The organism is Streptomyces sp. NPDC006365, assembly GCF_042870755.1.
In the GTDB taxonomy this organism is placed as follows: domain Bacteria; phylum Actinomycetota; class Actinomycetes; order Streptomycetales; family Streptomycetaceae; genus Streptomyces; species Streptomyces xiangluensis.
The window spans coordinates 287,090-308,003 of the sequence record NZ_JBIAHS010000007.1; the positions used below are offsets into that span (position 1 = coordinate 287,090).

Consider the following 20,914-nt stretch of genomic DNA (forward strand, 5'->3'; position numbering starts at 1 on the left):
CGGCCGAGCCACCCCCCTCGGCCACAGCAACTCAATGAAAGCGAGATTTCACCACCGTGACTGCTCTCACTCTCAGCACCGCCGCAGCGCCCGGCCTGCGCGCCGACGCGATCGTCGTCGGTGTCGCCAAGGGCGGCTCCGCCAAGTCCGGGGACCTGGTCGTCGCACCGGGCGCCGAGGCCGTGGACAAGGCGTACGACGGCGGGCTCGCCGGCGTTCTGGAGACCCTCGGCGCCTCCGGTGGCGAGGGCGAGGTGACGAAGCTGCCGACACCGTCCGGCTTCAAGGCGCCGGTCGTGCTGGCGGTCGGTCTCGGTGCGCAGCCCGACAAGGACGCCTCGTTCGGCACCGAGACGCTGCGCCGCGCCGCCGGCGCCGCCGCCCGCGCGCTGGCCGGCTCGAAGAAGGCCGCGTTCGCGCTGCCGGTCACGGACGCCGCCGACGCGGGCGCCATCGCCGAGGGCGCGCTGCTCGGGGCGTACGCCTTCGACGTGTACAAGGAGAACGGCAAGAAGGACGGCAAGGACGCCAAGAAGGGCGCGAAGAACGGCAAGGCCCCGCTCGCCGAGGTCGCGCTGCTCGGCGGGAAGCCCCGCGACAAGGCGTACAAGGCGGCCGTGGAGCGCGCCTCCGCCGTCTGCGAGGAGCTCAACCGCGCCCGCGACCTCGTCAACACCCCGCCGAACGACCTGAACCCGGAGGCCTTCGCGGCTGTCGCACAGGCCGCGGCCAAGGAGCACGGCATCAAGGTGCAGGTGCTCGACGAGAAGGCCCTGGAGAAGGGCGGGTACGGCGGCATCCTCGGCGTCGGTGCCGGCTCCGCGTCCGCTCCCCGCCTGGTGAAGCTGTCGTACACCTCGTCCAAGGCGAAGAAGCACCTGGCCTTTGTCGGCAAGGGCATCACGTACGACTCGGGCGGTATCTCGCTGAAGCCCGCGGGGCACAACGAGACGATGAAGTGCGACATGAGCGGGGCGGCGGCGGTCTTCGCCGCGGTCGTCGCTGCCGCTCGGCTGGGCCTCGAGGTCAACGTGACCGGCTGGCTGGCGCTGGCCGAGAACATGCCGTCGGGGTCGGCCACCCGGCCCGGGGATGTGCTGCGGATGTACAGCGGCAAGACGGTCGAGGTGCTGAACACCGACGCCGAGGGGCGGCTCGTCCTCGCCGACGCGCTGTGGAAGGCGTCCGAGGACAAGCCGGACGCGATCATCGATGTGGCGACGCTGACCGGGGCGATGGTGCTCGCACTGGGCAACCGTACGTTCGGTGTGATGGCCAACGACGACGCGTTTCGCTCCGCGGTCGTCGAGGCCGCGGAGGAGGCCGGAGAGGCGTCGTGGCCGATGCCTCTGCCGGACCATCTGAAGAAGGGGATGGACTCCCCTACCGCCGACATCGCCAACATGGGTGAGCGGATGGGCGGGGGCCTGGTCGCCGGGCTGTTCCTCAAGGAGTTCGTCGGCGAGGGCATCACCTGGGCCCACCTCGATATTGCGGGCCCGGCCTTCAACGAGTCCGGCCCCTTTGGCTACACCCCGAAGGGGGGCACGGGATCGGCTGTGCGCACGTTGGTGCGGGTTGCCGAGCTCGCGGCTTCGGGGGACCTCGGCTGAGGGCGCCTGTGAACTCGGGGGCTGCGGGGTATTGCGCGACTGCGGGTCGCATGTGGTTGATCGCGGCGGAGCCGCATATGTCACAGCCCCGCGCCCCTGAAGGGGCGCTGCCCTGCACGTCGCGAAAGAGGATGACGTCTCACACACCGGCCCGGCGTCCACGTTCCCGCGGACAAGTGCAAAGATGGGTTCTCGGCAGGACAGGGCCCCACCACAGGGCCGAAGAAAGAGCGGCCGGACACCAGCCGCCGCCCGGTCGGGAGACCGGCGTACGGCGCACATGCATGGAGGACGTGACGTGGCGAACGACGCCAGCACCGTTTTCGACCTAGTGATCCTCGGCGGCGGTAGCGGCGGCTATGCCGCGGCCCTGCGCGGAGCGCAGCTGGGACTTGACGTCGCCCTGATCGAGAAGAACAAGCTCGGCGGCACCTGCCTGCACAACGGCTGCATCCCCACGAAGGCTTTGCTGCACGCCGGCGAGATCGCCGACCAGGCGCGCGAGGCCGACCAGTTCGGCGTCAAGGCCACCTTCGAGGGCATCGACATCGCGGCCGTCCACAAGTACAAGGACGACGTGATCAGCGGCCTCTACAAGGGCCTGCAGGGCCTGGTGGCCTCACGCAAGGTGACGTACATCGAGGGCGAGGGCCGGCTGTCCTCCCCCACCTCCGTCGACGTGAACGGCCGGCGCGTCCAGGGCCGCCACATCCTCCTCGCGACCGGCTCCGTGCCGAAGTCGCTGCCGGGCCTGGAGATCGACGGCAACCGCATCATCTCCTCGGACCACGCGCTGACGCTGGACCGCGTCCCGCAGTCCGCGATCATCCTCGGCGGCGGCGTCATCGGCGTCGAGTTCGCCTCCGCCTGGAAGTCCTTCGGTACGGACGTCACGGTCATCGAGGGCCTCAAGCACCTCGTGCCGGTCGAGGACGAGAACAGCTCCAAGCTTCTTGAGCGCGCCTTCCGCAAGCGCGGCATCAAGTTCAACCTCGGCACCTTCTTCGAGAAGGCCGAGTACACGCAGGACGGCGTCCGTGTGACCCTCGCCGACGGCAAGACCTTCGACGCCGAGGTGCTGCTGGTCGCCATCGGCCGCGGCCCGGTCTCGCAGGGCCTGGGCTACGAGGAGCAGGGCGTCGCGATGGACCGCGGCTACGTCCTGGTCGACGAGTACATGCGCACGAACGTGCCGACCATCTCGGCCGTCGGTGACCTGGTTCCCACGCTCCAGCTCGCGCACGTCGGCTTCGCCGAGGGCATCCTGGTGGCGGAGCGTCTCGCCGGTCTGAAGACCGTGCCCATCGACTACGACGGTGTGCCGCGGGTGACGTACTGCCACCCGGAGGTCGCCTCCGTCGGTATCACCGAGGCCAAGGCCAAGGAGGTCTACGGCGCGGACAAGGTCGTCGCTCTCAAGTACAACCTCGCGGGCAACGGCAAGAGCAAGATCCTCAAGACCGCGGGCGAGATCAAGCTCGTCCAGGTCAAGGACGGTGCCGTCGTCGGCGTCCACATGGTCGGCGACCGCATGGGAGAGCAGGTCGGCGAGGCCCAGCTGGTCTACAACTGGGAGGCGCTGCCCGCCGAGGTCGCGCAGCTCATCCATGCTCACCCGACGCAGAACGAGGCCCTCGGCGAGGCCCACCTGGCCCTCGCCGGCAAGCCGCTGCACTCGCACGACTGACAGCCCTCGGGCGCGACGACACAGACTTCCGCAATTCGTAAGGAGCAACAGAAACCATGGCGGTTTCCGTAACCCTTCCGGCGCTCGGCGAGAGCGTCACCGAGGGCACTGTCACCCGCTGGCTGAAGGCCGAGGGCGAGCGCGTCGAGGCCGACGAGCCGCTGCTCGAGGTGTCGACCGACAAGGTCGACACCGAGATCCCCTCGCCCGCCGCCGGCGTACTGGCGTCCATCAAGGTCGCCGAGGACGAGACGGTGGAGGTCGGCGCCGAGCTGGCCGTCATCGACGACGGCACGGGCGCCCCCGCTGCTGCCCCGGCCCCGGCTGTCGAGGAGGTCGCCGCACCGCCCGCCCCCGAGCCGGCCCCGCAGGCCGCGCCTTCCACCGAGGCCGCCGCTCCGGCTCCGGCCCCGACCGCTCAGGCCGCCACCGGTGGCGGCACCGCCGAGGGCACCGATGTGGTCCTCCCGGCGCTGGGCGAGTCCGTCACCGAGGGCACCGTGACGCGCTGGCTCAAGGAGGTCGGCGAGAGCGTCGAGGCCGACGAGCCGCTGCTCGAGGTCTCCACGGACAAGGTCGACACCGAGATCCCGGCGCCCACCTCCGGTGTGCTCCTGGAGATCACCGTCGCCGAGGACGAGACCGCCGAGGTCGGCGCCAAGCTCGCCGTCATCGGTGCCCCGGGCGCGGCTCCGGCCGCCGCTCCGGCTCCGGCGCAGCCCGCCCCGGCCGCGGCGCCCGCCGCTCCGGCCCAGCCCGCTGCCCCGGCTGCGCCTCCGGCTCCGGCTGCTCCGGCCGCCCCCGCGGCACCCGCTGCCCCGGCCGCTCCGGTTCAGCCCGCCGCTCCGGCCCCCGCGCCGGCCGCGCCCGCTCCTGTCACTCCGGCTCCGGCGGCACCCGCCGCCGCGCAGCCGACCGACGAGGGCGCGTACGTGACCCCGCTGGTGCGCAAGCTTGCCGCCGAGAACGGCGTCGACCTGGCCACCGTCAAGGGCACCGGCGTCGGCGGCCGTATCCGCAAGCAGGACGTCATCGCCGCCGCCGAGGCCGCGAAGGCCGCAGCCGCCGCTCCGACTCCCGCCGCTGCGACTGCCGGGGGCCCTGCCGCCACCGCCGCGAAGAAGGCCCCGGTTCTCGAGGCCTCCCCGCTGCGTGGCCAGACCATCAAGATGCCGCGGATCCGCAAGGTCATCGGCGACAACATGGTCAAGGCCCTGCACGAGCAGGCCCAGCTGTCCTCGGTCGTCGAGGTCGACGTCACGCGGCTGATGAAGCTGCGCGGCCGGGCCAAGGACGCGTTCGCGGCCCGCGAGGGCGTCAAGCTCTCCCCGATGCCGTTCTTCGTGAAGGCCGCGGCCCAGGCGCTGAAGGCCCACCCGGCCGTCAACGCCCGGATCAACGTCGAAGAGGGCACGATCACCTACTTCGACACCGAGAACGTCGGTATCGCGGTGGACTCCGAGAAGGGCCTGATGACCCCGGTCATCAAGGGCGCCGGGAACCTGAACCTCGCCGGTATCGCCAAGGCCACCGCCGACCTGGCGGGCAAGGTCCGGGCCAACAAGATCACTCCGGACGAGCTGTCCGGCGCGACCTTCACCATCAGCAACACCGGTTCGCGCGGCGCGCTGTTCGACACGATCATCGTGCCGCCGGGTCAGGTCGCGATCCTGGGCATCGGTGCCACGGTCAAGCGTCCGGCGGTCATCGAGACCGACGAGGGCACCGTCATCGGCGTACGCGACATGACGTACCTGACGCTCTCCTACGACCACCGCCTGGTGGACGGCGCCGACGCCGCCCGCTACCTGACGGCGGTCAAGGCGATCCTGGAGGCGGGCGAGTTCGAGGTCGAGCTCGGGCTGTAACTCCGTTCGTACGTACGCGCCCTCGTCCTCTTCGGAGGACGGGGGCGTCGTCGTATCTGCACGGGGTATCCGTACGGTCATCCGCACGGCTCTTTACATCGGGCGACCCCCTGGCACCATGTAAGGCTTGTCTCACCTGCGCTGAAGCACCCCCTAGCGCCCCTCTCGGACGGGAACTCGGCCTTATTGTCTAGACGTCAACGCCCTCGGATCCCGCCCGCCGCCCGACCACCGCCCCTCAACGAGGCCCTTCGGGCCGCAGCATTGGATTCAGCGCCCCCTCAGAAGGAGCCCTCATGACCGCGCCCGTCGTCCACTCGCTGCGCGAACAGATCCGCGAGCACATCGTGGACGGCATCGTGAGCGGGCGCTGGAAGCCGGGCGAGCGGATCGTGGAGCGGCGGATCGCCGTGGAGCTGGAGGTCAGCCAGACGCCCGTACGGGAGGCCCTGCGGGAACTGGAGGCGCTGCGGCTGATCGAGTCGGCGCCGAACAAGGGCGTGCGGGTCCGGAGCCTGACGGCGGCCGACTTGGAGGAGATCTATCCGGTACGGGCCGGTCTGGAGCAGATAGCCGCCGAGCTGGCGGCGCAGCGGCTGGCCGAGGACACCTCGGCACTGGAGCCCGAGGTCGCGGCGCTGTACGAGGCGGACCGCGCGGCCGACGGTGAGGCCCAGGTGCGGCACACCGTGGCCTTCCACCGGGAGATGGTGCGGGCGGCCGGGAACAGCGTGCTGCTGCACACCTGGGAAGGGCTGGGCATCGAGGTGTTCACGGCCCTGTCCATCCGCTGGCTCGGCACCCGGCAGCAGTCGTACGCGGAGGAGCACGAGGCGCTGGTCCAGGCATTCAAGCTCCGGGACCCGGACATCGGCCGTCTGGTGAAGGAGCACGTGCTGGGCTGCGCTCCGCGCGCTGACGCTTCGCTGGAAGTGCAGTGATTCGGCTGCGGCGCCGTCGTGGCCGGTCGCGCCCCGCGGCGGAGCCGCATGTTGATACGGCCCCGCGTCCCTGAGAGCCCCGCGCCCCCAAGAGGCCTGCGGTCTCCCCAGGGCGCGATACTGCACCGGACTTCACCGAGGCTGCTCAGTCCGCCGAACGCCCTCCTCCCTGCCGGTCCATCCAGCGGGCCCGCGCAGGGCGCAAGGCGCCCATGCGTGCACATACTGGTACGAGTCGTATCGTCCTCCGGGGCGCCGCCCACGCCCGTAGCCGGCCGATGGTGGAATCCGCATGATGCTGCCAGCGCTCTCCTCCGCGCTCGCCAAGTCCGTGCTCTTCAAGTCCGTCCAGGTCGCGGCCGTACTGCCCGCGGCGATGTACTCCGCGGCGTCCTCCACGGTCCGCTCCGGCGCGGGGCGGCTGACCACCGTACCGACGGTGCTGCTGCGGTCCATGACGTCGACGCCCCGGCTCTGGCCGACCCCCGGAGGCGTGCAGATCGAGGTCCGGCGCCTGGGGCGGCCCGGCACGGCAGCCGCGGCACGCGAGGTGGAGGCCACGCTGCGGAGGGTGCCGGGGGTGAGCCGTGCCGAGGTGAACGGCACGCTGGGCTGCGTATACGTCGGCTGCGGGCCGGAAACCGACCTGGAGCGTGTCACCGGACTCGTCGCCACGGCGGACGCCGCCCAGGAGGCGAAGAGTACGGATGCCCGGCGGGCGGGGGAGGCCAGGCGGGCGCGGAGCCAGGCCGGCTTCCCGGGTGATCCGGGCGCCGCGGTCGGGGCGGCCGTCCGGCTCGGCGCGGGCCTGGTGGCGGTGGGTGTGGCGAGTGTGGGCGACAGGCTCCGGCTGCAGGGCCTGCCGCCGGTGGTGATGTCGGCGTTCCAGCTCGTGGAGTCCGCGCCGCCGCTGCGCGACGGCCTCGCCCGCCGGATCGGCGAGAAGGCCACGGAGCGCGGTTTCGCCATGACGAACCTGCTGCTGACGATGCTGACGTTCCGGCCGCTCGGCGCCGCGGTGGCCACCACAATGGCCACCGCCCGGTACGTGGAAGTGCAGGCCCGGCGCAGGTCGTGGGCGGACTGGGCGAGCAGGCTGGCCGTCCACGAGGGGACGTACCGGCACGACGCGCTGCCAGGTTACGAGCGGCCGGCCAAGCTGCCGCCGGGGCCCGGCGACCGGTACGCGAACGTGGCGGCTCCGGTGTCCCTGGCCGCGTACGGGCTGACGGCGACCGGCACACTCAGCCATGACCGGGGCCTGGCGCTGCTGATCGCGGGGACTCCGCGGGGCCCGCGGTTCGGCCGGGAGGCGTTCGCATCCTCGGTGGCCCGCGCGGTCTCCGACCGCGGGGCACTCGCGCTGCGGCCGGAAACGCTGCGCCGCCTGGACCGGATCGACACGGTGGTCCTCGACGCCCGGGTGCTGGCCACCGGCGGCTGGACGGTCGAGGGGGTGGCGCCCCTGAACGGCGGCCCGGAGGGCACTGTCGAGCAGGAGCCGGACAGTCCGGACGACGACGAACTGCATGCGCGGATCCACGAGTTGATGGAGCCGGACGGTCCTCCGAGGCGCGCCCGGCCGCCCGGTGCCGGTCCCCTGCCGCCACAGCGGCAGGGGGACTGGGAGCTGCGGCCGTTCACCGGCGTGGACGCCGCCCCGGCCGCCGACCTACCCGCGGAGCCTGCCGCGCTCGCCCGGCAGTGGGCCGAGGAGGGCGCGCGGGTCATGCTCGTCCTACGGGAGGGCAGGCCGGTGGCCGTGGCCGCCCTGGCGCCCCAACTGCACCCGCTTGCCCACCATTTGGTGCGCGCGGCGCGGGAGTGCGGCCGGGTGCGGCTGGTGGGCGGCCCGCCGGGGCTGCACCGCCGGTTCGGGCTGCGTGAGGCCGCGCGCACGGGGCACCGGCGTACGGCCTCCCTGGTCCGCTCCCTCCAGTCGCAGGGCCATGGTGTCGCCGTGGTCTCGGCACGGACCCGGCGTGCCCTCGTCCGCGCGGACCTGGGCATCGGGGTGATCACCGGTGGGCGGCACGTGCCGTGGGACGCCGATGTGGCCGCCCCGCCCGATGTCGTCCATCTGCTGCTGACGGCCCTTCCGGAGGCCCGGCGGATCAGCCGGCTCTGCACCCGGCTTGAGGCCGCCGGCGCTGTGACGGGTTCGGGCCTCGCGCTGCTGGTGCCCCGGCCGCGGGCCTGGGCGCGGGCCCGCCTGGTGACCGAAGCGGTGACCATCGCCGGGATCGCGACGGGCTTCTGGGCGGGCTGGCGGCTGCACGGGCGTCCGCCGCCGGCGGCGGCCGAGCGTACGCCCTGGCATGCCATGGCGGTACGTCAGGTGATGACCCGGCTCGGCACCTCGTCCCGTGGCCTGGACGAGGCCGAGGCCGCGCGGCGCAGGCAGTTCGCGGGCCGTGACCGGCATGACGGTGCCGTCACCCTGTTCGGCAGGGTCGTCGAGGAGCTGGCCAATCCGCTCACGCCCATCCTGGCGATCGGCGGCGGCATCTCGGCCGCGCTCGGCTCCGTGGTGGACGCCGGGCTCATCGGCGGCGTACTCGGCGTCGACGCACTGGTCGGCGGGGTGCAGCGGCAGCAGGCCGACCAGGCGGCGGAACGGCTGGTCGAGGCCACCTCGGCGCGGGTGAAGGTACGCCGGCCCGGCCGGACCGAGGCGGTGGAAGCGGCCGGTGAGCACCTGGTGCGCGGGGATGTGACCGAGCTGCGGGCCGGGGACGCGGTCCCGGCGGACTGCCGTGTGGTCCGGGCGCAGGGCCTGGAGGTCGACGAGTCCAGTCTCACCGGCGAGTCGCTGCCTGTCGTGAAGAGCGCCGCGCCTACCGCGGCCCGGGCTGTCGCGGACCGTACGTCCATGCTCTATCAGGGGACGACGGTGGCGGCCGGCGAGGCGCTGGCCGTGGTCGTCGCCATCGGTACTGCCACCGAGGCGGGCAGCGCCGCGGAGGCGGGCCCCGAGGGCGGGCCGCCGGAGAGCGGTGTGGAGCGGCGCCTGAAGGCGCTGGGCCGCTGGTTCCTGCCGCTGTCCGTCGCCGCGGGCGTCTTCCTCTTCGCCGTCGACCTGCTGCGCAGGCGGCCCCTGGGCGCCGCCTTGGGCTCCGCGGTCAGCCTGTGCGTGGCGGCCGTGCCCGAGGGGCTGCCGTTCGTCGCCACGGTCGCGGAACTGGCCGCCGCCCGCCGGCTGTCCACCCGCGACACCCTCGTACGCAGCGCCTCCACCATCGAGGCGCTGGGACGTACCGATGTGCTGTGCTTCGACAAGACGGGCACGCTCACCGAGGGCCGGATCAGTCTCCAGCAGGTCTCCGACGCCCTGGAGGAGCGTCCGCCCGACCAGCTCACCCCGCCGCTGCGCCGGATCGTCGCCACGGCCGCACTGGCGGGCCCACCGGGGCAGGCCGCGACGCTCGCCCATCCCACCGACCGTGCCATCGCGGCCGGCTCCGAACTGCTCGGTGCCCCTCCCGCCCGGGCCGCCGGGCTCGGCACGGACTCCTGGGAGGGCCTTGCGGAGCTGCCGTTCGAGCCGGGGCGCGGCTACCACGCCGTGCTGGGACGCTCCGACTCCGAGACCCGGATCGTCGTCAAGGGCGCGCCCGAGGTCGTACTGGCCCGCTGCGTGAACATCCGCCGGGACGACACCCCTGAGCCCTTCGACGACCAGGTGCGGGAGGAGCTCGAAGCGGAGATCGACCGGCTGGCCCGGCGCGGTCTGCGGGTGCTCGCGGTCGCCGAACGGGTGCTGCCCACGGGTGCCCCCGAGCCGCCGTCGCCGGAGCCGCAGGTGCCGGAGTCGCCGGAGCGGACCGGCACCGCTCCCCCACAGCTCGATGACGAGGACGTCGGCGAGCTGAGTCTGCTGGGCCTGCTCGGCCTTGCGGACCCGGTGCGGTCCACAGCGGCCGGGAGCGTGGACCGGCTGTCCCTGGCAGGGGTACGTATCGTCATGCTCACCGGCGATCATCCCAGCACCGCCGCCGCGATCGCCCGGGAGCTGCGGCCCGAGGAGGAGCCGCGGCTGATGACCGGGACGGAGCTGGACTCCTTGGACGACGCGGCGCTCGCCAGGACACTGCCGGAGATCACGGTGTTCGCCCGGGTCACCCCGGGGCACAAGGTCCGCATCGTCACCGCGTTGCGCGCGGCCGGCCGGATCGTCGCCGTCACCGGCGACGGCGCCAACGACGCGCCCGCCATCCGGATCGCCGACGTCGGCATCGCACTGGGATCCCGGGCCACCCCGGCGGCCCGCGCCGCCGCCGACGTGGTGGTCACCGACGACCGCATCGAGACCATCGTCGACGCCTTCGTCGAGGGCCGGGCCATGTGGGCGTCGGTGCGCAAGGCGCTGGGCATCCTGCTCGGCGGCAACCTGGGGGAGATCGCCTTCACCCTTGCTACCACCCTGCTCACCGGGCGCAGCGCGCTGAACGCGCGCCAGCTCCTGCTGGTCAACCTGCTCACCGACATGCTGCCCGCCATGGCCATCGCCGCCCGTCCGCCCGCCGACCGGACCGACCGGCTGCTCGCGGAGGGCCCGGAGGCCTCCCTCGGCAAGGCCCTGATCCAGCACATCCGGCTGCGTGCCGTCGTCACCACCGCGGCGGCCACCGTCGCCTGGATCGCCGCCCGAGCGACCGGCACCCGGGCGCACGCCGACACCGTTTCCCTGGTCGCCCTGGTGGGATCCCAGTTGCTCCAGACGCTGCAGGACGCGGGCCGCGATCCGGTGGTCGCCGCGGCCGTGGTGGGGTCCTTGGTGGTGCTGGGCGTGGTGGTGAGCGTGCCGGGGCTCAGCCACTTCTTCGGCAGCCGACCTCTGGGTCCCGTGGGCTGGACGATCGCGGTGGCGTCGGCGGTGGGCTCGGTACTGGTGCCGGCCGTAGTGCAGGGTGCGGCCGGTGCCGTCACGCGGATGGGGCGGCCAGCGGGCGGCCGGGCCTGACCTGACCGCAAGGGGATGTTCACGCGCAGGTCACCTTGGGGCAGCCCGCCCGATGACGTCGGGGCGGACAAAGGAGCCGTAACCCCGCACGTCCACATGAAAGGCGGCTCGCCGTGCCGCACATCCTCAGCACGATCCTGACCCAGGTGGCGATCGCCCTGATCGAGGCCGTTCTGGTACGCCTGATCATGCAGCTCTGGAAGTCGTTCGCCGCCGGCGGGCGTCCGGTGGCCGCCACTGCCTGACCGCCGCGCGGACTCCGAACCTCCCGGCAACCCCGGGCATGTTTGTCCGTTTGATGGGTTTATCGGCCCGTATGCATGGAAGGCGGTCCGGGGACAGCGACTCACGCTTTCCAGCATGGGAGTGCGGAGATGATTCCCCCACACGTCAAGCCAGAGCCCCAGGAACCGTCCCAGGAGGAACCGACCCAGGCACAGGGCGAGGAGACCCGCGCCCAGGAGGCGCAGGACCAGGAGAAGCAGACCGGCGGCAAGGTGGTGCACCTGCACACCGCGCACGCCAACGTCCCCATTCCGTACGTGACTCCGGGCGACGCCTTCTCCAAGATCCGGCTCCCCAATGTCCGTACGGTCACTTCCGCGGCCACGTCCGTGGCCACCACCGCGACTTCCGCGGCCACTTCACTGCTCCCCTCACCCCGCAAGCTGGCCTTCTACGGCATCCTCGGCGGCATGACCGCGGCCGGGGCCATCGGCTGGCCAGTGGCGGTGGCGGTCGGCGCCGCCACTGAAGTGGTCACCCGGGAGCAGTCCGCACACCAACGCGAGGAACACGAACGCATCGAGCGCGAACGCGCCGAACGCGAGGAGCGCAGGCAGACTTCCTCCGCCGCAGATCAGCCGGAGGCCGAGAGGCAGACGGCGACCGGATGACGCTGACGTTCCCCGCACCCCTTGAGGACGCGGGGAACTGCGCAGACCAGCCACAACGGACCCGCAGCCTCCAACCGCCCTTCCAACCGAGCCTTTCCCGGCTCGCGCTCAGCTGAGCAGGGAAAACGCGGCACCCGGTGCCTCAACCGGCGGCACCGCATGCCAATTTCTCGACATCGGCAGATTTAGGGCTGCAACCCTTTGATCGATCATCGATCAGGGAGTTACAGTCGCCGACGGGCTGCCACACACAGCCCGCCGCCCTGTCCTGCCAAAGACAAAGGGCACATCCCAACCCCTTACCGCTGAGGGAGACCGTCGAAGGAACCCCCTTCACGTGCCCCTCCGTATCCGGAAGGCGGCGCAATGACCGACCCCACCGCTATCCAGCCGAGCGAGCTCGACCAGCTCCCGGACCGCGACCCCGAGGAGACCGCCGAGTGGCGGGCCTCTCTGGACGCCGTCACCAAGGCGGCCGGGCCGCACCGCGCCGCATATCTGATGCGCCGCACGCTGGAGCGCGCGGAGGCGGGCGGTCTCGCGCTGCCCAAGCTCCTCGAGACCGACTACGTCAACACCATCCCCACCGCCGCAGAGCCGACCGTGGACGGCGACGAGGCGATGGAGGCCCGTATCACCGCGTGGAACCGCTGGAACGCGGCCGCGATGGTGACCCGGGGTTCGAAACACGGCGTCGGCGGCCACATCGCCACCTTCGCCTCCGCGGCCTGGCTCTACGAGACGGGCTTCAACCACTTCTTCAGGGGCAAGGAGGGCGACGGCTCGGGCGACCAGCTCTACATCCAGGGCCACGCCTCCCCCGGCATCTACGCCCGTGCCTTCCTCGACGGCCGCCTGAACGAGACGCACCTCGACAACTTCCGCCAGGAGGCGGGCGGCAACGGCCTCCCCTCCTACCCGCACCCGCGCCGCCTCCCCTGGCTGTGGGAGTTCCCGACGGTCTCGATGGGCCTCGGCCCGCTCTCCGCCATCTACCAGGCACGCTTCAACCGCTACCTCACCAGCCGCGGCATCAAGGACGTCTCGCAGTCCCACGTATGGGCGTTCCTCGGCGACGGCGAGATGGACGAGCCCGAGTCGACCGCGGCACTCGCGCTCGCCTCCCGCGAGGGTCTCGACAACCTGACCTTCGTCATCAACTGCAACCTGCAGCGCCTCGACGGCCCGGTCCGCGCGAACTTCAAGATCGTGCAGGAGCTGGAGGCGCAGTTCCGCGGCGCGGGCTGGAACGTCATCAAGTCCCTGTGGGGCAGCGCCTGGGACGAGCTGTTCCAGCTCGACACCACGGGCGCGCTCGTACGCCGCCTGCGCCAGGTACCCGACGCGCAGGTGCAGACGTACCAGACCCGCGACGCCGCCTACATCCGCCAGGACTTCTTCGGCGCCGACCCCGCGCTCGCCGAGATGGCGAAGCTGCTCAGCGACGACAAGATCCTGGAGTGCTTCCACCTGTCCCGCGGTGGTCATGAGGCGCGCAAGGTGTACGCCGCGTACAAGGCGGCGGTCGAGCACGAGGGCGCGCCGACAGTGATCCTCGCTCAGACGGTGAAGGGCTACACGCTCGGCCAGGGCTTCGCGTCCAAGAACGCCAACCACCAGATGAAGAAGCTGACGACGGACGAGTTCAAGCAGATGCGTGATCTGCTCGAACTGCCCATCTCGGACGCGCAGTTCGTGGACGGGGTCGTCCCGTACGGCCACCCCGGCACCGACTCCCCCGAGGTCCGCTACCTCCAGGAACGCCGCGCGGCTCTCGGCGGTCCGGCGCCGGCCCGTCGTACGCATGCGCTCGCGCCGCTGCCCGCGCCCGCCGAGAAGGCGTTCACGTCGTTCGACAAGGGCTCCGGCACGCAGAACGTGGCGACGACGATGGCCTTCGTACGCCTGGTCAAGGACCTGGTCCGGGACAAGCAGACGGGCAGGCGCTGGGTACCGATCGTGCCGGACGAGGCGCGCACCTTCGGCATGGAGAGCCTCTTCCCCTCCCTCGGCATCTACTCGCCGAAGGGGCAGACGTACGAGCCGGTCGACCGCGACCAGTTGATGTACTACAAGGAGGCCAAGGACGGCCAGATCCTCAACGAGGGGATCACCGAGGCCGGTTCGATGGCGGACTTCATCGCCGCGTCCACGTCGTACGCGACGCACGGCGAGACGATGATCCCCTTCTACATCTTCTACTCGATGTTCGGCTGGCAGCGCACGGCCGACCAGATGTGGCAGCTCGGCGACCAGCTCGGCCGCGGCTTCCTCATCGGCGCCACGGCCGGCCGTACGACGCTGACGGGCGAGGGCCTGCAGCACGCGGACGGACACTCACCGGTGATCGCGGCGACGAACCCGGCGGCGCTGACGTACGACCCGGCGTTCGCGTACGAGGTGGCGGCGATCGTGCGGGACGGCCTCCGCCGGATGTACGGCGAGGCGGCTCCGGGTGAGGACCCGAACGTCTTCTACTACCTCACCGTCTACAACGAGCCCCTGCCCCAGCCCGCGAAGCCCGCCGCCCCCGGCGTGGACGAGGGCATCATCAAGGGCCTCTACCGCTTCAACACGGCCGAGTCCGCGGGCCTTTCGCCCGCCTCCCCCAAACTCTCGGCTTCGCTCGAGCCCGGGGGGACCCCCATCGCCCCGCGCATCCAGCTGCTGGGCTCCGGCACGGCGATCCACTGGACGCTTCAGGCACAGAAGCTGCTCGCGGAGGAATGGGGCGTGGCGGCGGATGTCTGGTCCGCGACGTCCTGGACGGAGCTGCGCCGGGACGCCCTGGAGGCGGACGCGGCGCTGCTGCGGGGCGAGGAGCGGGTGCCATACGTCCGTCAGGTGCTTCATGGCGCCGAGGGTCCGGTCCTCGCGGTCTCGGACTACATGCGCCAGGTTCCGGACCAGATCGCGCAGTGGGTGGAACAGGATTACTCCTCACTCGGCGCGGACGGCTTCGGTCTGTCAGACACCCGCGAGGCGGCTCGCCGCCACTTCGGGGTCGACGCCGAGTCGATCGTGGTCGCCGCCTTGGCCCAGCTCGCCCGCCGGGGGGAGATCAAGGCTTCCGACGTGAAGGAGGCGCGGGAGCGGTACAGGTTGTAAGGGGCCAGGAGGGGGTCGCCCCCGCCGCCCCTACCCGTGCCATCTCCAGGGGCTCCGCCCCGCGCCCCGCAGCAACGGCCGGTTCGTAATCTGCGGGTCCGTCGTTGCTTGTCGCGCAGTTCCCCGCGCCCCTAAGAGGGGTTCGCGCGGGGAACTGCGCGCTCAGCCACCGACAGTGCGCAGATTCCGACCGCCCTTCCCGCAGAGCGCCCGGCATCATGAAGCCATGCGCGCTGCCCGCCTCATCAAGATGGTGCTGCTCCTCCAGTCCCGCCCCTCCATGACCGCCGCCGAACTCGCCCGCGAGCTGGAGGTCTCCGAGCGGACCATCACTCGGGACGCGCAGGCGCTGTCGGAGGCCGGTGTGCCGGTGTACGCGGACCGGGGCCGGGCCGGTGGGTATCGGCTCATCGGTGGGTACCGGACGCGGCTCACCGGGCTCGCGCGGGGTGAGGCCGAGGCGTTGTTTCTGAGTGGGGTGCCGGGGGCGTTGCGCGAGATGGGGCTCGAGGATGCTGCCTCGGCCGCGCGGCTGAAGGTGTCGGCGGCGTTGCTGCCCTCCCTGCGCGACGCCCCGCACAGCGCGGCGCAGAGGTTTCACCTGGACGCGCCCGGCTGGTTCACCGAGCCCAAGACGCCCGAGCTGTTGCCCGCCGTCGCGGAGGCGGTGTGGGACGACCGCCGGATCACTGCCCGTTATCGGCGGCAAGAGGCCGAGGTGGAGCGGGAGTTGGAGCCGTACGGGCTCGTGCTGAAGGCGGGCGTCTGGTATGTGTGCGCCCACGTTCCGAACCCGGGCTCCTTCCGCGTCTACCGCATCGACCGGTTCACGGCGGTCGAGAGCGGCGACGAGCGCTTCGTACGCGATGAGGCATTCGATCTGCCCGGCTTCTGGGCGGAGCGCGCGGTGCAGTTCGCGCGGTCGATCCTGCGGGCGACGGTGGTGATCCGGTTGTCGGAGGCGGGCAGGCGGCAGCTGCAGTACGCCGTCGATCCGCTCTCCGCACAGGAGGCGCTGGCCCAGGCAGAGCCGCCCGACGGCGAGGGCCGGGTGACGCTCACCCTGCCCGTCGAGTCGCACGACGTGGCGTACACCCAACTCCTCGCCCTCGGACCGGAGGTGGAGGTCCTTCAGCCGTCCGGGCTGCGGCAGCGCTTCGCACAGGCGGCGGCCCGGACGGCGGCGTACTACGACGCGCGGGTCACCGATAGCCCGTGACGTCCGCGGACGCACTCGTCTGATCGACCTCGGCGATATAGCGCCAGGCGTCGGGCGCGGACCCGTCGGCGTCCGTGAAGCCGTACTCCCGGGCCAGGCCGCCGCTGGAGAGCGACTGCCCGTTCCAGCGCGCCACATCGGGATCGGCGGCGAGCGCGGCCAGCGCCCGTCCGATGTACGTGGGCGACTCGGAGATCGCAAAGTGCGGAGCCTGCTCGCAGGCGTCCCGCCAGTTCTCCTCGGTGACGTGGAAGGCGCTGTCGAGCATCGCCTCGGAGCGCAGCCAGCCCGGCGTGAGACAGACAGCCGTACAGCCGAACTCCTTCAGCTCCTCGCCGAGGCCGTACGCCATGCGGATCGGGGTCGTCTTTGCGAGGTCGTAGAAGAACGGCTTGCGGTAGGTGGCGCGGTTGTACTCCTCGGTGCCGTCGGTGACTTCGACGAGCAGACCGCCGGGGTTGCGGACCAGGAGCGGCAGGGCGCAGTGGCTGGTGACGATGTGCGACTCGATACCGAGGCGCATGACCCGCAGTCCCTTGTCGAGATCCATCTCCCACAGTTTCGGCTGCTCACGCGACCCCATGTCGAGGAGGGCGTCGCCGCCCCAGAGGTCGTTGACGAGGAGGTCGAGACGGCCCTGTTCCCGGTCGATGCGGGCGACGAGGGCCCGTACCTGATCCGGCTCCAGGTGGTCGGTCGGCACGGCGATGCCCCGGCCTTCGGTTCCGGCCGCCGCGTCGACCAGTTCGGCGGTCTCCTCGATGGTCTCGGTGGACCGGCCGATCTCGCTGACGTGGTCACGGGTCGTGCGTCCCGTGACGTACACGGTGGCTCCGGCGCGTCCCAGCTCCACGGCCATGGCCCGCCCGGCGCCGCGCGTCGCGCCCGCGACCAGGGCGATCTTTCCCTTGAGTGCCTGTGCGTTCTCCATACGCCGAGCATCCCGCCGAAAGGCGACATCTGCTGTCCGGCTTTCCAGGCGACTGTCCGGTGGACTGTCCGTGGCCTTTCCTTCGGCATGTGCACGCATAACGATCTGTCCGTCCCCGGGTGCGCAGGCCGGGTACAGGCCCGATGCTGGTGCACGTGATGGACGAGACGGAGTTCTGGGAGCTGGTGGACACAACCCGCGAGGCCGCCGAGGGCGACCCCGAGGAACAGGCCGACCTGCTCGTCGAACGGCTTCTGGGGCTGGACCCGGACTCGGTGCTGGACTTCGCCCGTCACTTCGAGGCCCGCTACAACCGCGCCTACACCTGGGACCTTTGGGGCGCCGCCTGGATCCTCCTCGACGGCGCCAGCGACGACGCCTTCGACTTCTTCCGCTGCTGGCTGATCGGCCAGGGGCGCGAGGTGTACGAGCATGCCGTGCACGATCCCGACCAGCTCGCCGAGCTCCTGCCCGACTTCGACGACGAGGTCGACGGGGACGGGGAGGAGCTCGGCTACGCGGCGGACGAGGCGTACGAACAGCTCACCGGCGCCGTCGCCCCGGACCTCGGCATCCCGGCGGCACCCCCGGAGCCGACGGGCACGCCGATCGACTTCGAGAACCAGAAGGTGCTGGCGGAACGTTTCCCACGGCTGTGGGAGCGATTCGCGGACTGAGCGCTACCGGCTCTGGACGGGTACGTGCCGGGAAGCGTCCGGGGCGTACGAGCCGGTCCTCGGCGCGCTGTGCGGAGGCGCCGCGTTGGCCCGGTCGAGTGCGGACGCGGTGGCGGCGGAGGGGCCCACCACGACAGCGGCCACCACGCAGGCCACGGTCCATGGGCTCCGTACGGCCCGTGCCCACGGGGACGTCCGCCGGGGCAGCTGATGCCTGTCGTTCTGGTGACTGTTCATGATCCCCACCTCCGGTCAGTGCGTGCCTCGACGCTAGAAGGCGCGGCTCTGGGTGATCGGTGAGCCGGCTGTGGCGTAGCTGTGACTAACGCCTGCCCTGGAGGTGGGCCGCCCGTTCCCGGATCGCGGGGAGACGGGCCGTCAGGGCCGCGCCCGGACAGGCGGTGTAGTAGCCGTCGGCGTGGCCCGCGACGGCCACGAAGGTCCCGGGGGCGCCTGCCCGGTACTTGCTCATGCTGTTCGTGGAGACCAGCCGCACCGGGGAGCGCGGGTCGATGTCGCTGAGGCCCAGCTTCCAGGCGGCGACTGCCGCGATGGCGTCGGTCATGGCCTGTGGGACCGGCACTCCGGCGGTGAAGGTGCCGATCGCGGCGATCCCCGTCGTACCGACGTTGAAGCCCTGCGTGTGCGCCCCGACGACGGGCCGCTCGATTCCTCCCGCCCGGCCCTCGTAGACGGTGCCGCAGCGGTCGACGAGGAAGTTGTAGCCGATGTCGTCCCACTCCCGGCCTCCGGCCTGACCGACGTACATGTCCCGGATGATGCGGGGCACGTCGGCGCAGTCGTAGTCGTTCGGCGAGTCGGTGTGGTGCACGAACACGGCCAGGACGCGGTCGGCGTACCGGGCGGGCGGGCGCGTGTACGCGGCGTCGCCGAGCCAGCGCTCCCTGTGCACGATGGCGGGACGTTCAGCGCGGTGTCCCGCGGGGGTCCGCGCCGTGGTGGGCCGTCCGGCACCCGTCGGCGGCCGGTCGGCGCCCATGGCCAAGAGGACCAGCGCGGTGACGGCCGCGAGGCCGGGCAGACAGACCAGGGCCACCCGCACCGCACGCGGCAGTCGCGACAGCGGTGCACGGAAGACACGCATGAGGCCCACTCTCCGGGACACCCGTGCCGTCCGCGATGTGTGCTGTGCCACCTGGTGGAACCAACACCCGTGCTCAGCACGTTTCTTAGGTTCCACGCGCGCGTGGCCGAAACAGGGGCTCCCCGCTCGCGTGCCTGATCACTGGGCCTGCGGCGCACGTACTGAGGGGCCCAAGAGAAAGGGTGCTCCGTGGACCTGCTCGACATCCTGCTGTTGCTGGTGATCCTCGTTTATGCGGCGTCCGGCTACCGTCGCGGGCTCGTGGCGGGCTGCGTGTCGCTGGCCGGCTTCGTGGGCGGCGCGGTCATCGGCGTATGGGTGCTGCCATGGATGATGGACCTGGTGACGGCGGGGACCACGACGGCGACGCTCACGGCGGTGTTCACCGTGCTCCTGCCGGCCGTGGTCGGGCACGAGCTGGCCGGGCGCCTCGCTCTGCGGCTGCGCCGCGAGCTGGACCAGGGTCCCCTGCGTATCGCCGACGGAGTCGGCGGAGCCGCGGCCAACACCGTGGCCGTCCTGGTGGTGTCATGGGTCGCCGCGAGCGTGCTCGCCGCCTCCGCCTCCCCCGTCCTCAGCCAGGCCATCCGCGGCTCCTCGCTGCTCGGCACGGTCCAGGACGTCATGCCGGAGACGACCCCGGCGTGGTTCTCCCGCGCCACCTCGGCGCTCACGGAGGCGGGCTTCCCGCAGGTCTTCAACCCGTTCGAGAGCGAGCCGGCGACGAGCGTCGCCAAGCCCTCCGGGGACAGCGTCACCGCGGCGGCCAACCGGGCGGCGACGCGTTCCTCGGTGAAGGTCGAGGGTGTCGCGGGCGGCCAGGGCCGCGAGGGCAGCGGCTTCGTGTACGCGTCCGAGCACGTGATGACCAACGCCCACGTGGTGGCGGGCATCGACGAGCCGACCGTACGCGTGGGCGGCACGGGGCGGGCGTACGAGGCGAGGGTCGTCCTCTTCGACCCCGACAAGGACGTCGCCGTCCTCCACGTACCGGGCCTCGAGGCCCCCGTACTGCCCTTCGACAACAGCGCGACCCGCGGCGACGCGGCCGTGGTCGCGGGCTACCCGCAGGACGGCGGCCTGGACCTCCAGGCGGCCACCGTCGCGAACAAGATCCAGGCCAGGGGCCAGAACATCTACGGCTCCGACATCGTCACCCGCGAGATCTACTCCATCCGCTCCACGGTCCTGCCCGGCAACTCCGGCGGCCCCCTGCTGACCACGGACGGCAAGGTGTACGGGGTCGTGTTCGCCCGGTCCACGAGCGACGACGAGACGGGTTACGTCCTGACCGCCGACGAGGTCGCCGACGACGCGCAGCGGGCGGCGAGGTCGTCGACGCCGGTGGACACGGGCGACCTGGTCACGTCCTGAGCGCTGAAGGGGCCGGGACGGTGTCCTGACGGAGGCTCAGAGGCTGCGCCCCATCAGCACGTCGTCGACGTACTTCCCGTCGAGGTAGAACTCTCCCGGCTGGATGCCCTCCACGACGAAGCCCTCCGACTCGTACAGCTTGCGGGCCGGAGTGTTGTGGCCGAGGACGCGCAGCGAGATGCGCAGGGCGCCCTGGCGGCGGGCCTCCGCGATCACCGCACGGATCAACGCCCGGCCCACGCCGAGGCCGCGCGCCTCCTCGGCGACGGCGAGGCCCTGGATCTGCCGTACGTGTGCGTTGGAGACGAGCGGGGTGGGGAAACCGAGGCGCACATAGCCGACGAGGCGTCCGTCCAGCTCCGCTACGAGATGGTCGCGGGGCCCGTAGCGCTCACCGAAGAACGGCTCGTACGGCGGCTCTTCCCGGGGCCTGACCGCATGCAGATACGACCAGGTCGCACGGTCGAGACGGCCCAGGGCGTCCTCGTCTTCGAACAGGGCGGGGCGTATGTGCAGGACGGGCATGGAGGTC

15 protein-coding genes are annotated in these 20,914 nt (G+C 71.7%); 11 read left to right on the forward strand and 4 right to left on the reverse strand.

Annotated elements, in window-relative coordinates; genetic code table 11:
• The first annotated feature begins 56 nt into the window (after positions 1 to 56).
• From ACFYO0_RS21585 to ACFYO0_RS21625, 9 genes are all read left to right on the forward strand, one after another.
• Positions 57 to 1,613 carry a leucyl aminopeptidase gene (locus tag ACFYO0_RS21585; protein WP_388678221.1) on the forward strand — a complete coding sequence of 519 codons (1,557 nt, stop codon included), beginning with the start codon at positions 57 to 59 and terminating at the stop codon, positions 1,611 to 1,613.
• Between the two features lie 298 nt (positions 1,614 to 1,911).
• Positions 1,912 to 3,300, forward strand: a complete 1,389-nt coding sequence (gene lpdA, locus ACFYO0_RS21590; protein ID WP_388678223.1) for a dihydrolipoyl dehydrogenase — start codon at positions 1,912 to 1,914, stop codon at positions 3,298 to 3,300.
• A 56-nt stretch (positions 3,301 to 3,356) separates the two neighbouring features.
• Entirely contained in the window at positions 3,357 to 5,168 is a 1,812-nt protein-coding gene (gene sucB / locus ACFYO0_RS21595; RefSeq protein ID WP_388678226.1) for a 2-oxoglutarate dehydrogenase, E2 component, dihydrolipoamide succinyltransferase, read from the forward strand.
• Positions 5,169 to 5,464: 296 nt separating this feature from the next.
• Positions 5,465 to 6,109, forward strand: coding sequence for a GntR family transcriptional regulator (locus tag ACFYO0_RS21600; protein WP_388678228.1), 645 nt, complete (start codon positions 5,465 to 5,467; stop codon positions 6,107 to 6,109).
• 292 nt (positions 6,110 to 6,401) lie between these two features.
• Positions 6,402 to 11,072 carry an HAD-IC family P-type ATPase gene (locus tag ACFYO0_RS21605; RefSeq protein WP_388678231.1) on the forward strand — a complete coding sequence of 1,557 codons (4,671 nt, stop codon included), beginning with the start codon at positions 6,402 to 6,404 and terminating at the stop codon, positions 11,070 to 11,072.
• Between the two features lie 113 nt (positions 11,073 to 11,185).
• Positions 11,186 to 11,317 carry a hypothetical protein gene (locus ACFYO0_RS21610; RefSeq protein WP_388678233.1) on the forward strand — a complete coding sequence of 44 codons (132 nt, stop codon included), beginning with the start codon at positions 11,186 to 11,188 and terminating at the stop codon, positions 11,315 to 11,317.
• Positions 11,318 to 11,446: 129 nt separating this feature from the next.
• Positions 11,447 to 11,968 (forward strand): hypothetical protein, encoded by a 522-nt coding sequence (locus tag ACFYO0_RS21615; protein ID WP_388678235.1) that lies wholly within the window; start codon positions 11,447 to 11,449, stop codon positions 11,966 to 11,968.
• A gap of 366 nt (positions 11,969 to 12,334) precedes the next feature.
• Entirely contained in the window at positions 12,335 to 15,076 is a 2,742-nt protein-coding gene (aceE, locus tag ACFYO0_RS21620) for a pyruvate dehydrogenase (acetyl-transferring), homodimeric type (RefSeq protein WP_388678237.1), read from the forward strand.
• Between the two features lie 226 nt (positions 15,077 to 15,302).
• Positions 15,303 to 16,295: a helix-turn-helix transcriptional regulator gene (locus ACFYO0_RS21625; protein WP_388678239.1), complete on the forward strand. Its 993-nt coding sequence runs from the start codon at positions 15,303 to 15,305 to the stop codon at positions 16,293 to 16,295.
• On the opposite strand, the gene ACFYO0_RS21630 is transcribed toward ACFYO0_RS21625, so the two are convergent.
• Complete coding sequence (locus tag ACFYO0_RS21630) at positions 16,279 to 17,226, reverse strand: SDR family oxidoreductase (protein ID WP_388678242.1); 948 nt, start codon at positions 17,224 to 17,226, stop codon at positions 16,279 to 16,281. The genes ACFYO0_RS21625 and ACFYO0_RS21630 overlap by 17 nt on opposite strands.
• Positions 17,227 to 17,384: 158 nt before the next feature.
• Here ACFYO0_RS21630 and ACFYO0_RS21635 point away from each other — a divergent pair, with 158 nt between their 5' ends.
• Complete coding sequence (locus tag ACFYO0_RS21635; RefSeq protein WP_344396269.1) at positions 17,385 to 17,903, forward strand: DUF4240 domain-containing protein; 519 nt, start codon at positions 17,385 to 17,387, stop codon at positions 17,901 to 17,903.
• A 3-nt stretch (positions 17,904 to 17,906) separates the two neighbouring features.
• Here the strand turns inward: ACFYO0_RS21635 and ACFYO0_RS21640 are convergent, their stop codons facing one another.
• Positions 17,907 to 18,140 carry a hypothetical protein gene (locus tag ACFYO0_RS21640; protein ID WP_388678244.1) on the reverse strand — a complete coding sequence of 78 codons (234 nt, stop codon included), beginning with the start codon at positions 18,138 to 18,140 and terminating at the stop codon, positions 17,907 to 17,909.
• 85 nt (positions 18,141 to 18,225) lie between these two features.
• Positions 18,226 to 19,008 (reverse strand): peptidoglycan recognition protein, encoded by a 783-nt coding sequence (locus ACFYO0_RS21645; RefSeq protein WP_388678247.1) that lies wholly within the window; start codon positions 19,006 to 19,008, stop codon positions 18,226 to 18,228.
• A 189-nt stretch (positions 19,009 to 19,197) separates the two neighbouring features.
• Here ACFYO0_RS21645 and ACFYO0_RS21650 point away from each other — a divergent pair, with 189 nt between their 5' ends.
• Positions 19,198 to 20,382, forward strand: a complete 1,185-nt coding sequence (locus ACFYO0_RS21650; RefSeq protein WP_388678249.1) for a MarP family serine protease — start codon at positions 19,198 to 19,200, stop codon at positions 20,380 to 20,382.
• A 36-nt stretch (positions 20,383 to 20,418) separates the two neighbouring features.
• Here ACFYO0_RS21650 and ACFYO0_RS21655 read toward each other — a convergent pair whose 3' ends face one another.
• A complete protein-coding gene (locus tag ACFYO0_RS21655) occupies positions 20,419 to 20,907 on the reverse strand; it encodes a GNAT family N-acetyltransferase (protein ID WP_388678251.1) in 489 nt (162 codons plus the stop codon).
• Between the last annotated feature and the right edge of the window lie 7 nt (positions 20,908 to 20,914).